General features: G+C 45.5%; 9 protein-coding genes and 1 other RNA gene. 2 read left to right on the top strand and 8 right to left on the bottom strand.

Going from position 1 to position 12,222, the window contains the following annotated elements:
* Nucleotides 1-43: 43 nt before the first annotated feature.
* Nucleotides 44-1,984, top strand: a complete 1,941-nt coding sequence (locus ACWNM1_RS07380) for a S8 family peptidase (RefSeq protein WP_449600500.1) — start codon at nucleotides 44-46, stop codon at nucleotides 1,982-1,984.
* Between the two features lie 5 nt (nucleotides 1,985-1,989).
* On the opposite strand, the gene pdxR is transcribed toward ACWNM1_RS07380, so the two are convergent.
* Nucleotides 1,990-3,429, bottom strand: coding sequence for a MocR-like pyridoxine biosynthesis transcription factor PdxR (pdxR, locus tag ACWNM1_RS07375; RefSeq protein ID WP_449600499.1), 1,440 nt, complete (start codon nucleotides 3,427-3,429; stop codon nucleotides 1,990-1,992).
* A 93-nt stretch (nucleotides 3,430-3,522) separates the two neighbouring features.
* On the opposite strand from pdxR, the gene ACWNM1_RS07370 reads away from it, so the two are divergent.
* Nucleotides 3,523-4,743 (top strand): aminotransferase-like domain-containing protein, encoded by a 1,221-nt coding sequence (locus ACWNM1_RS07370; protein ID WP_449600498.1) that lies wholly within the window; start codon nucleotides 3,523-3,525, stop codon nucleotides 4,741-4,743.
* A 532-nt stretch (nucleotides 4,744-5,275) separates the two neighbouring features.
* Here the strand turns inward: ACWNM1_RS07370 and rnpB are convergent.
* The 7 genes from rnpB to ACWNM1_RS07335 form a co-directional block, all read right to left on the bottom strand.
* Nucleotides 5,276-5,691, bottom strand: an RNA gene (rnpB, locus tag ACWNM1_RS07365) — RNase P RNA component class A.
* Nucleotides 5,692-5,755: 64 nt separating this feature from the next.
* Nucleotides 5,756-6,871 (bottom strand): Nif3-like dinuclear metal center hexameric protein, encoded by a 1,116-nt coding sequence (locus ACWNM1_RS07360; RefSeq protein ID WP_042190922.1) that lies wholly within the window; start codon nucleotides 6,869-6,871, stop codon nucleotides 5,756-5,758.
* Nucleotides 6,847-7,617, bottom strand: coding sequence for a tRNA (adenine(22)-N(1))-methyltransferase (locus ACWNM1_RS07355; protein WP_449600517.1), 771 nt, complete (start codon nucleotides 7,615-7,617; stop codon nucleotides 6,847-6,849). Before ACWNM1_RS07355 ends, ACWNM1_RS07360 begins: the two co-directional genes overlap by 25 nt.
* A 5-nt stretch (nucleotides 7,618-7,622) precedes the next feature.
* Nucleotides 7,623-8,447, bottom strand: coding sequence for a hypothetical protein (locus ACWNM1_RS07350; RefSeq protein ID WP_449600497.1), 825 nt, complete (start codon nucleotides 8,445-8,447; stop codon nucleotides 7,623-7,625).
* Nucleotides 8,448-8,553: 106 nt separating this feature from the next.
* A complete protein-coding gene (rpoD, locus tag ACWNM1_RS07345) occupies nucleotides 8,554-9,687 on the bottom strand; it encodes an RNA polymerase sigma factor RpoD (RefSeq protein WP_042130309.1) in 1,134 nt (377 codons plus the stop codon).
* Nucleotides 9,688-9,727: 40 nt separating this feature from the next.
* Entirely contained in the window at nucleotides 9,728-11,548 is a 1,821-nt protein-coding gene (dnaG, locus tag ACWNM1_RS07340; protein ID WP_449600496.1) for a DNA primase, read from the bottom strand.
* A 39-nt stretch (nucleotides 11,549-11,587) separates the two neighbouring features.
* Complete coding sequence (locus ACWNM1_RS07335) at nucleotides 11,588-12,064, bottom strand: YaiI/YqxD family protein (RefSeq protein ID WP_449600495.1); 477 nt, start codon at nucleotides 12,062-12,064, stop codon at nucleotides 11,588-11,590.
* Nucleotides 12,065-12,222: the final 158 nt, after the last annotated feature.

Genomic DNA, 12,222 nt, shown 5'->3' with positions numbered 1-12,222 from the left:
TTCTAAACCTATAGGCATTACAATGCGTAGAGGAGCGGAAATCATGTCACGTAAAAATCTAACGGTTGCAGGTTTGGTAACAGCTGCATTCACAGTTGTATTACTTACCTTTGCGCTACGTCCTGCCACTAATGGGACGACGACCAGAGAAGTCGCTAATGTTGCTGTACCAAATCCTGCTCCAACTTCAGCCCTACATTCAGCGCCAAACCCTTCACAGGAAAAATCATTGAAGAAAAGCTCCTTATCTCAAGATGTTGATGCGACGGATCATCTGAATAGAGTGGATGTCAGCAGACATTTGACTAAACTCCTCACTGAAACGGATGGAATCGCTTCGCTTCATGATAAATCAGTGTATGCAAAACGTTTGCAGCAGAACCACGGATTTATCACTATGCTTATGTGGATTGATTTTCGCAAGCATAAAACGGAAACCTTTAAGTCCTCTTCATTTCCTCAAGGAACCGAACAGGAGAATCAGCAGCTGCAAAAATATCTTAAGACGGCGAAATCAGCGATCCATGGTCATCAATCCTATGAATCTCCAACGTTTACAATCGGTAAAGAGAAATATTATTTTATCGCTCAGCGGAACAAAGAAAAAAATGTAGGCATCATTGCACTTATTAACCAAAAGGTGCTTGGTCGTGTGGCAGACCATCAGCTGAAGAACCTGCGTCTCATTCCTTATCCGAAGGAAGGTAAGTACCGTGTAGAATCCGTTCATACCGATAATTTAAAAGATATCACCGTTAAGACCGGTCATGATAACGAAAACGCCAGCCATTTTTATGAGAATGAAATTGTCGTCCGTTTCCGCAACAACTCACCTACTCCGGGGCAGCTTCAAACGATAACCGCTGATATCAACGGCAAGAAGCCACGTAAGCTTGGGTATGCCTATATTTTCCGTTCGGAGAAGATGACTTATTATGAGCTCAAAGACTATTTCACCAATAAATGGCACCCCGAATATACGGAGCCTCACTATATGTATTTAACCAATGATACGATATCTAAAAACGCAGAGGGAACAGTTACTCCAAATGACATGTTATTCTCCACCTATCAATGGAATCTGCCAGCGATCGAAACGGAGCTGGGCTGGAATCTTTCTAAGGGAAGTAAAGAAGTGATCGTAGCCGTAGTGGATACCGGAGTCCAGATCAATCATCCGGATTTGAAGGGTAAGCTTTTGACAGGATATAACGCGATCACCAATGGCTCCACTCCAGAAGATGATGTAGGACATGGTACACATGTATCTGGAATTATAGGCGCTCTGGTCAATAATGGTGAGGGAGTAGCTGGAATCAGCTGGTACAACAAGATCCTTCCGGTAAAAGCACTCGATAATTCAGGAGCAGGCACCACTTATTCTGTTGCAGAAGGAATCATTTGGGCTGCGGACAACGGTGCGAAAGTCATAAACTTGAGTTTAGGTAACTATGCGGATTCCCAGTTTCTTCATGACGCGATCAAATATGCCTACGACCGAGATATCGTCCTCGTATCTGCTGCAGGCAACGATAATACAGAACGACCAGGTTTTCCTGCTGCGTATCCCGAAGTGATTGCAGTAGCTGCAACAAATGCTTCAGGGGAAAAAGCTTCCTTCTCCAACTACGGCGATTATATTGATGTCGCAGCACCAGGAGAAAGCATAGCAAGCACTTACCCAGATAGCCAGTATGCCGCTTTATCCGGTACATCGATGGCCAGTCCTCATGTCGCTGCGCTGGCGGGTTTGGTGCGTTCACTAAATCCTAATCTAACGAATACGGAAGTTATGGATCTTATGACCAAAAATGCTGTTGATTTAGGCACTCCCGGGCATGACAAATATTTTGGCTGGGGCCAGGTCGATATCTATAAAACATTGCAAGCCGCTAGCGGCAATCAGGTTCCACTACAGCTATGGCCACAGCATGTCCAAAAACAAATGAATCAATTGAAACAAAGATTAAGTAACTCTAAGTAACAACCTTAACCACCCATCTGCAAAAATCTACCAAGCAAAAGGAGAAATAATCGTAAGCCTTCCTCCATATCTGTTTCATTCATTTGTGAATAACACAAACGGATATGCCGTGAAGGGGTCTCCGCAGAGTAACAAACATCACCCGGTAAAAAAGAAATGCTCTCCTGTTCGGCCAGCTCATGTAGCCTCCCGATATCAGGTGAATCCGGCAACTCCAGCCAGAGATTAAGACCACCCTCTGGGAGAATGTATTTTACTCCAGGCGGCGCGTAAAGCTTCAGAAGCTTCGCCGCCTTTTCCATGCGACCACGGAGTGTAACTCGTAACTGAGCAGCATAGGTTTCATATTTGCCCGCTATGAATGGCAGTACCGCCCTTTGTGTGAGCAGCGGACTCCCTAAATCACTTGCGGACTTGGCGGCGATAAGCCGTGACAGAATATTCCCACCAGCGGCTACACAGGCAATTCTGCAGCCGGGTGCAATAACTTTACTGAAACTCTTCATATAAACTACATGCCCTTCGGAATCCATCGATTTGATCGTAGGCGGCGGAGGCGCATGGAAGTATAAATCACTAAATGGATCATCCTCAACAATAAGGCAACGGTAACTGCGGGCTAATTCCAGCAGACGTTGTCTTCTTGCTATGCTCATGGTTACTCCACTTGGATTCTGAAAAGTAGGGATTGTATAAATTAGCTTAGGCGGTCTTTGATCACACATTCTTGTAAGAACATCCAGCCGCATACCGTCACTGTCCGTAGGTACAAAAATCATCTCTGCACCTCGTCCTGCAAAAACATCTATAGCCCCTGTATAACTAGGAGCCTCAAGATACACTGTGTCCCCAGGTCCGACAAAGGTACGAGCCACCAGATCAATGCCTTGCTGAGTTCCGCTTGTGATCATTACATCAGAGGAAGTAAGTGCAATTCCACGTGTTTTTAAATGATCTCTCATAATTCCTCGCAGCTCCAGATCACCTTGGAAGTTCCCATAGGTTGCCATAAGCTCCGGCTGCTGCGTAACTAAAGATGCGAAGGACTCACCAATATTTTTTAGAGGAAGTAACTCACTATGAATTGCAGCTATATGAAAGGGATACTTAACTTCAGAGTAATCAAAATTGCGCCAAAGCTGAGCTCGCGGCAAATAATCATCATATACATCCTGCCAGCGACCATCTTCCTGACGTCTGTTGTGTTCAGGGTCGGCTACAAAGCAGCCTTTTCCTTGTCTGCAATAAATAAGTCCCCGCGTCTCAAGCACATCGTATGCCTTGCTTACTGTAACCTGGCTTACTCTCAAAGCTGTAGCCAAGCTTCTTACGGAGGGCAGCCGGACACCTTGCTGGAGCAATCCTGATGAGATCCGCTGACTTAGGGTTTCACTGATTTGATGAGGCAGAGATTTACTGCTGGTGCGAATCAAATCGATATGCATGAACCCTTCACCTCCACTGTTATATTCAACGCTTTACTGTTATACAGTACTCCTATTATGATAGCACCAAATTGAAAGGTGGAGAACTCATTTATGGATATCAAATACTCGGCCGTAGCCAATCATCTAGGATCATCAGCCGTTCGTGAGATTCTAAAGGTTACACAGGGCAATGACATTATTTCACTTGCAGGCGGGCTGCCTGGGGAGGATTTGTTTCCCTTGGAGGCAGTACGAGACGCTTATAACCGTGTACTCTCCAGCGATACCTCAGCGCTTCAATACGGACTAACCGAGGGCTTTACTCCACTACGTGACAAAATCGCTGAAAGACTTACTCGGCAAGGAATCCCTGTTACAGCATCTGAGATGATCTTGACTACAGGTTCCCAGCAAGCCATAGATTTACTATGTAAAATACTACTTGATCCCGGTGATGCTGTACTTGTTGAAGCCCCCACTTATCTAGCAGCTTTACAGGTACTCGGCTCTTACCGAGCTGATATTCATACGATAAATAATGACGAGCAAGGCATTCTGCCAGATCACCTGGAAGATCAAATACAAAAATTACGGCCCAAACTCCTATATGCTGTTCCGACCTTCAACAATCCTTCAGGAGCAACCTGGAGTAAGGAACGCCGTGAGAAAGTGGTGGAAATTTGCCGCCGCTACAATGTTCTTATCTTGGAGGATAATCCCTACGGAGAAATAACCTTTGAGGAGAATAAAGATCTTTATCCACCCTCACTAGCGTCCATCGACAGAAGTTATGACGGCGGTTATTGTGTCGCTTACACTGGAACCTTCTCCAAAATCGTAGCCCCTGCCCTGCGTACCGGCTGGATTATCGGCAATTCCAATCTAATCAAGACCATCGCCAAAGCAAAGCAAGCAGCTGATCTGCATTCTAGCACCATTGACCAACGCGCTTTAGATGAACTGCTGCTGCATTTCGATATCGAGCAGCATATCCGTGTCATCTCACGAGAATATTATTCTCGAATGAAACTCTTATCAGCGGAACTCCGATCGCAGAACTGGGAAGGAGCTCATTTTCTGGAGCCACGAGGCGGTATGTTCCTATGGCTAACACTTTCCCAAGAGATCAACACGAAGGAATTACTTCCTCTTGCAGTAGAGAATGGTGTTGCTTTTGTTCCAGGTGAAGTGTTCTATTCATCACAGCCCCATAAGAATAAAATGCGTCTGAATTTCACACATACGCCACCTGAGCTTGTAACCGTTGCTGTTCAGCGTCTGGAGAAGGCGTTGGTACAATGGCGGGAGAGTCAGACCGGCATTCGATCATGAGCATGACAAAACCCGGCTTCTTCATCCTGTATGGGATGAGGAAGCCGGGTTATTTTTATTTCTCAGCCATGCTTAGAGTAATTTACTTCTTAGATACTTGTATGCTATCTTTATTGAGCCTAAAATATCCATTTTCAACGAAAGACATGATTCGACTGACACTTACTCCTGTTTGAAGGGATATATTTAATACCATCGTGTCTGGTGAAGTCTCTACGATACGCCTGATTCTCTGATACATCTCATCACAACTATTGCACATCCTCTTATTGTTTCGTTCATATAAATGTCCGCAGAACCCGCAAATCTGATAATTACCCATGCTACACGTTTCCCACTTTCTACATATCTTCTTGCCACGAGCATAAACACCTTCGGCGTCTTTATAAGGATGGTAAGCGTTGCGAGAAATATAAGGATAATGTATATAGTGAAACTTATACTTTCTTATATTCTAAAAAAGCGACGTGATCCGGTTTCCCGAGATACGCCGCCGCTTGTATGGTTGTTGTTGTTATCATAACGTTGCAGTTAGGAAAGTTTGCCGTAAGCCGGGTTCTGTGCTCGTCGTGGTTCAATCGGGAACTACCCTCCCACCATAAGCGACAATCATCTATCTAGGCCGTACATTACTGCACAGCTCCAGCGACCAACCTAGACGCGCCTCAGGCTAAGGCTGCCTATTCCAATAAAGGAATCTGCTGCGTCTCATTAGGTCTTGCTCCAGATGGGGTTTACCAGGAACGAAGTCACCAGCGTTCCTCGGGGTCTCTTACACCTCGGTTCCATCCTTGCCTGTGCCGCCCTAAGGCGGCCATCGGCGGTCCATTTCTGTGGCACTATCCTTCGGCTCGCGCCGACTGGACGTTATCCAGCATCCTGCCTTATGGAGCCCGGACTTTCCTCCCGTGACGTCTTCACGTCACCGGCGATTGTCTGTCAAACTTTCCGAACAACATTATATATTATACAGACATCACCTGTCTGGCACAAGCATTATTAAATGGCAATTTTATAGGAACTTAAATGGCTCCGTATTCACCTGCGAAGCATGTACAGCTGTATCGTACTTATGCTCCACAAGCTTCCCTGTCATCCACTCTGCTACTTTCTCTTTCATGATCTTCTCTGCATTATGTCCTGGATCAATCAGAGTGATCCCAGCGAGCACGGCATCCTGTGCTGTATGGTAATCAAGATCTCCCGTAACCAGCACATCCGCACCGCGGAAAATAGCACTGTTATAATACTTTCCACCCGAACCGCCGAGAACAGCCGCTTTACGAATTGGACGATCCAAATCACCCACAACACGTACATGGTCAACTTTCAGACCTTTTTTTACCGTCTCAACGAATTGCCCAAGTGTGGTAGGCTCTTTGAGCTTTCCAACCCGCCCAAGCCCTAAACTGCGACCTTTAAGATCCATCGTGTACAAATCATAGGCAACCTCTTCATAAGGATGAGCCTTGAGCATAGCCTGTACCACTTTATTGCGGATACTGTGTGGCACGATTGTCTCAATACGGATCTCCTCAGCACGCTCCAGCTTCCCTTTTTCCCCAATATAAGGATCTGTGCCTTCTCCCGGAATAAAAGTCCCGTATCCCTCGATATTGAAGCTGCAATGACTATAGTTGCCGATTGCCCCTGCTCCTGCATTCAGGATGGCATCCAGTACCTTCTGATGATGATCCTTCGGCACAAACACAACCAGCTTTGACAATTGCTCTGAATGAATGTCTTTGATAGGCACTCCGTTTTCTATGCCAAGTGCTTCCGCCATCCAATCGTTCATTCCACCTTCGGTAACATCCAGATTAGTGTGACTAATGTAAACCGCGATGTCATTTTTAATCAATTTTTCATACATTCGGCCCATAGGAGTGTCTGTTTGAATCCCTTGCAGCGGACGAAAAATAATCGCATGGTGGGCAATGATTAGATTACAGCCGAGACGAATTGCCTCTTCGACGACTTCATCATTAACATCCAGTGCAACCAGAACATTGGTTATTTCTTTCTGTAAGGAACCTAGTTGCAGCCCGACTTTGTCCCAATCTTCAGCTAAATGCTTCGGAGCCAGCTGCTCCATATATTGAATTACTGTTTGTCCTTTGGCAAGCATTGCAGCACCTCCGTAATCTCCTTGATCTGATCTCGAATTAATTTCCGTTTATTCTCCGCAGATTCAAGTTCTGAACGTGACAATGAAGTCAGAATGCCTTCCAATTTCTGAACCTCTCCCTGCCATTTGGCAAAAAACACTTCATTCGGTGCTTGAATCAGAAAAGGTCCCATCTGTAGCAAAGTATCCTGACCACGAACCATAGCGGAATTGCCTAACGTTACCTCTCGATATACATTGGCATTTGTAATTCCGGCACCTGCATCCTCTGGTACAGCTGTTAATACTTCATATAACTTGCCGTCTTCTTCCAGAATACTTTCAGCGGTAAGAACCCATTCATTATTTAACAGCCAGCGGCGCAAAATATCCTCGCCCACATTCGGTTGAAGTACCAGTGTTGTAACATCCTTAAGCTTGCCTTGACTCTGACCACGGTCTAAAATCGAGGCAATTAAAGCCCCTCCCATGCCAGCGATCGTGATACAATTAACTTCACCAGGTTCCAGTACCTCAAGGCCATCTCCTCGACGCACCGAGATTATCTTCCCTAGTCCGGCCTCTGCAACGCCCTTACAAGCAGCATCAAAGGGACCCGGGTTTACCTCACCTGCTACTGCGAATACAGCCTTACCGCTTTCTACAGCAGCCACAGGAAGCAGAGCATGATCAGAGCCGATGTCTGCCAACCTGCTTCCTTGCGGAATTTGTTCCAGCAATTGCTGAAGTCGATCTGATAATTTCACATTGTTCATGTTGCCACCCACGTTATCCATTTTTTTCGAAACAAGAACAGCAGGGCCAAGCCTACCGCAATTTTTAAAATTAGCATAAACGAAATCCACTGTGGATAATCCTGCCTCAATAAAAGAGCATCGAGTTCTGGCATCATCCATAGTGATACTCCCACTGCAAAAAAAACACTGGCAACGCCTTTAACTTTGTGATGTAGTAGCCAGCTCAGCCACACCATCATTATACTGAGTGGAAGCCATAAGAGCTCAAGCTCAAGCATCGAAGCCTCAGGGCGTTTTCCACCGAAGAATCCCGCATATAATAAGGCCCAAAAAGCATAACCGCAGTACTGCAGCAAGCCTATACGGAGCACAAATCCCAAAATGCACCATAACAAGCCACAAGCCCCAATCAGAATCGGTCTCCAGAGCTGAGGATCAAGATCATGCAAAGCAATCAGCCATAGCCCAAAACCAAGCGATAACACACTGCCAAGCCCCGCCAGGATAAGACTAATAACATGATTTCGGTTCCTGTAAACCGCTGAGTATCCATAACAAATAATTAATACGGATAGTGCTGTTGCAAGTTGCAAAGGCCAGGGAAAAACGCTAAAATAAAGACTAATCAAGAAAATCAAGGAAATAATTCCAAAACCAAACAGCCAAATTTTGATGTTTCCCTGCTGTAGATTCTTCAGCGAAATCGGATTTCTATCCTTCGCCGCAGCTTCATCATCATACAGGTTGGTTAAGAAGTCGCAATATTGCTCTGGTAGCAATCTGTTGTTTCTCCAATACTGAATCTCTTTTATAATAATTTCGCGTTTTTCCAAATTCACTGGCTCATCCTTCTTTCCAGATACACAGGGTCAGCACTTTTAGGGTCGTAATTCAAATAAAAGAACCTCCTGCTACTGAGCAGCAGAAGGTCCAGTTCATGAAATACTATTCAAGGAAATCCTTAAGCCGTTTACTGCGGCTAGGGTGACGAAGCTTACGCAATGCTTTAGCTTCAATCTGGCGAATCCGTTCGCGGGTAACACCGAACACTTTGCCCACTTCTTCAAGTGTTCTCGTCCGGCCATCATCTAGGCCAAAACGCAGACGAAGTACATTCTCTTCACGCTCCGTGAGCGTGTCCAGTACATCCTCCAGCTGTTCCTTCAGCAGTTCATAAGCTGCTGCATCCGCAGGAGCCAAGGCTTCCTGATCCTCAATGAAATCTCCCAGATGAGAATCGTCTTCTTCACCGATCGGTGTTTCGAGCGATACTGGCTCTTGGGCAATCTTCATGATTTCTCTAACTTTCTCAACCGTCAGCTCCATCTCAGCCGCAATTTCCTCTGGCGAAGGTTCACGTCCCAGTTCTTGCAGCAATTGACGTGAGACACGAATCAGCTTGTTAATCGTCTCGACCATGTGTACAGGAATACGAATCGTACGTGCCTGATCCGCAATCGCGCGGGTAATAGCCTGACGAATCCACCAAGTTGCATACGTACTAAATTTGAACCCTTTGTTATGGTCAAATTTCTCTACCGCTTTGATCAGACCCATGTTACCTTCCTGAATCAAATCAAGGAACAGCATACCGCGTCCAACATAACGTTTAGCAATACTTACAACGAGACGAAGATTCGCTTCAGCAAGACGACGTTTAGCTTCCTCGTCACCATTCTTAATCCGCATAGCAAGCTCTACTTCATCGTCAGCCGACAACAGCGGAACGCGTCCAATTTCTTTCAGATACATACGGACAGGGTCATTAATCTTGATCCCTGGCGGCAGTGACAAATCATCATCAAAGCTGAACTCATCGCCCTCTTTGTCCTCATTGTCCTCATTTGGCCGGAGGCTGTTAACCTCCTCATCATTCTCGTTTACAACCTCAATTCCCAAATCACTGAGTTGTTCATAGAACTCCTCCATTTGCTCGGGGTCTTGATCAAACGGCGATAATTTCTCCATAATATCTTTGTATAGCAATGATGATCTTTTCTTGCCTTGCTCAATAAGCTGATCCTTAACCTGATCCAAAGTAAATTCTGCTTCCAATTCAGTATGCTGATCGTTCGCCATAATTCGACTCCCTCCTCCCTAGGTACATCCTGTCAACATTTCATTGTCTCTCTAGGGCTATAATCTCACTTGCTATTTGTGCCGCACGCAAAAAGTCACCTGACTTTTCCGCCTGAATCATCTCTTCACGCTTCTGATCCATCTTGCGCTGCAGTGGGTATTTCCGTACTTCACGGATACAATCATCCAGCACCTGCATATTCCAGTCTGGAGGTGTATCCATCATGGAAATTGATGTTGCAGTTTTCTCTAGACGATCATCCTGAAGCGATGATAGAAACCGACTAATGCCGGGTGGTTTGCCTTGCGCGTAATAGGCATATAGATAAGCGGCAATTGCCGCATGATCATCGATGTTGAAATCTTCTCCGAGGCGTTCGCCCACATACGTGGCAGCTTCCGGGTCCTGAATCATAAAGGACAGTAGACGCCGTTCCGCGACATGATAAGCGGGCAGCAAAGTTGGTGTCTGCACTTGCCCTTTTTTATGCCTACCATTATTCCACCTTTTGTCGTTATTATCCCCTTCAGGGATGTTTTTTTGCATCGATGCCCTAAGTAAATTACAATCCTGCTTCAAACTATCATATGAAAGTTCCAGCTCAGAAGCGATTTCCCTTAGGTAAACCTCTCTCTCGGTCGAGGAATGTAACGAAGCAATGACCTCCAAAGCTTCTTTGACGTAGGCAATTTTGCCATCTTCCTCTAGGAGTATATGGTTTTTTTTCAGATATATAAGCTTAAATTTTATGGATGAAACCGCTGAATCAATAACCTGATCCATAAACCTTTCTCCGCCATGCTTGGAGATGAATTCATCTGGATCTAGCCCGCTTGGCAGTAAGGCAATCTTTACACGCAAACCACTGCCTTCAAGCATTGGAATGGACTTCATAGCAGCTGCTTGTCCTGCCCGGTCACCGTCATAAGACAGTACAATTTCATCGGCCAGACTCTTCATCAGTGCCACATGACCTTCAGTTAAAGATGTTCCCATTGTTGCTACACCGTTATGCACACCTGCTTCCCAGGCCGAAATGACATCGCCGTATCCTTCAAAGAGGACGATTTGCCGCGTTTTGCGGATGGATGCTTTGGACTGGTGCAAATTGTATAAAATCCGGCTTTTGTTAAACAATCTACTCTCTGGAGAATTAAGATACTTGGGTTGTCCTTCACCAAAAATTCTTCCGGCAAACGCAATCACCTTGCCTGTGCGGTTCGCAATCGGGAAAATAATCCGACCACGGAAACGGTCTATATAGCCTTTACCCTCACCTCGGGCAGACAAGAGTCCACCTTTCTCCATCTCAGCAAGGTCAAAATTCCGTTTCTCCAAAAATTGTAGCAAAGTATCCCAGCGGTCCGGAGCATATCCGATCTGAAACTGGTCAATCATTTTATCGCTGAAGTTCCGGGCTCTTAAATACTCCATTGCGGCTTTGCCATGTTCCGTATTCTTCAGCAAGTAATGATAAAACTTTGCAGACCATTCATAAGCTTGAATCAACCGATCGCGTTCCGGATCAGGAGGAGACATTAGGCCTCCCTTACCTTCAGGAACGGGAATATCACTTTCTTCAGCCATTATTTTGACGGCTTCGGGGAAGGTTAATCCTTCGATTTCCATCCTAAATTTGATGGCATTTCCACCCATGCCGCAGCCAAAGCAATGAAATACTCCCCGGTCGGGGGTAACTGTAAAAGAAGGGGTTTTCTCCGAATGGAACGGGCAGAGGCCCCATAAATATTTCCCCTGCTTGGACAAATGGACTACCTTACCGACTGTATCGACAATATCATGACGTGCAAGCACGCTTTCGATAACTTCTTCCGGAATATTCCCGTGTCCGCTAGCCACTTCAACCACCTTCAATTCTTAACAAATAAATATAATTCGCTATTGCTCCACATTCTCCTGCAAAAGTATTAAAAGTTTTGTCATTTTATGTTGAAAATATATTTTTTCTTCTGCCGTTATAGGTTTTGGACCCTTAGAATAATGTCCCCGTCTTCGGTCCACGGCCCTGGCATGCCTGCCTTCCAACATAAAATCCATTTTGGAATCGTCATATTCCTGGCCACGAAAAGAAAGAACACTGCAACGTTTCCCGAGTGCAAGCGCTGCTAGACCATAGTCCCCAGTCAATACCACATCTCCTGCAGAAATATGATTCGCAATATATAGATCGGCGCTCTGATCTCCCCGGTCCACCTGCACAACCGTTACACCCTCTTCAGCTTGAAGTAGATGGTCATAAGAAGATACCATCAGTACCGGCACACCAAAGGCGCGGCCAACTTCAGCAATCTCTTTTTTGACCGGACAAGCATCCCCATCCACGACTATAGTTCTAGACCGGGACTTCTTCTCCATGATCATCACCAATTTCCCGTGTAATATATATACGCCCTTACCGCAAGAAATCCTTCTTTCTATGCATAAATACGGAACGGATGTCAAATGACGCATTGGCACCGTTCCGTATATTTATACCCCAAACCAACGTTCTATACCATAAGACACAAACTTTT

It is taken from the genome of Paenibacillus sp. Marseille-Q9583 (genome assembly GCF_976954365.1).
This window is presented reverse-complemented; position numbering and strand designations above follow the sequence as displayed.

What these genes read in the sequence shown, in the direction of transcription:
- ACWNM1_RS07380 (WP_449600500.1), top strand. Translation starts at nt 44, where the DNA reads ATGTCACGTAAAAATCTAACGGTTGCAGGTTTGGTAACAGCTGCATTC.
- pdxR (WP_449600499.1), bottom strand. Translation starts at nt 3,429, where the DNA reads ATGCATATCGATTTGATTCGCACCAGCAGTAAATCTCTGCCTCATCAA.
- ACWNM1_RS07360 (WP_042190922.1), bottom strand. Translation starts at nt 6,871, where the DNA reads ATGCTTGCCAAAGGACAAACAGTAATTCAATATATGGAGCAGCTGGCT.
- ACWNM1_RS07335 (WP_449600495.1), bottom strand. Translation starts at nt 12,064, where the DNA reads ATGGAGAAGAAGTCCCGGTCTAGAACTATAGTCGTGGATGGGGATGCT.
- rpoD (WP_042130309.1), bottom strand. Translation starts at nt 9,687, where the DNA reads ATGGCGAACGATCAGCATACTGAATTGGAAGCAGAATTTACTTTGGAT.
- ACWNM1_RS07370 (WP_449600498.1), top strand. Translation starts at nt 3,523, where the DNA reads ATGGATATCAAATACTCGGCCGTAGCCAATCATCTAGGATCATCAGCC.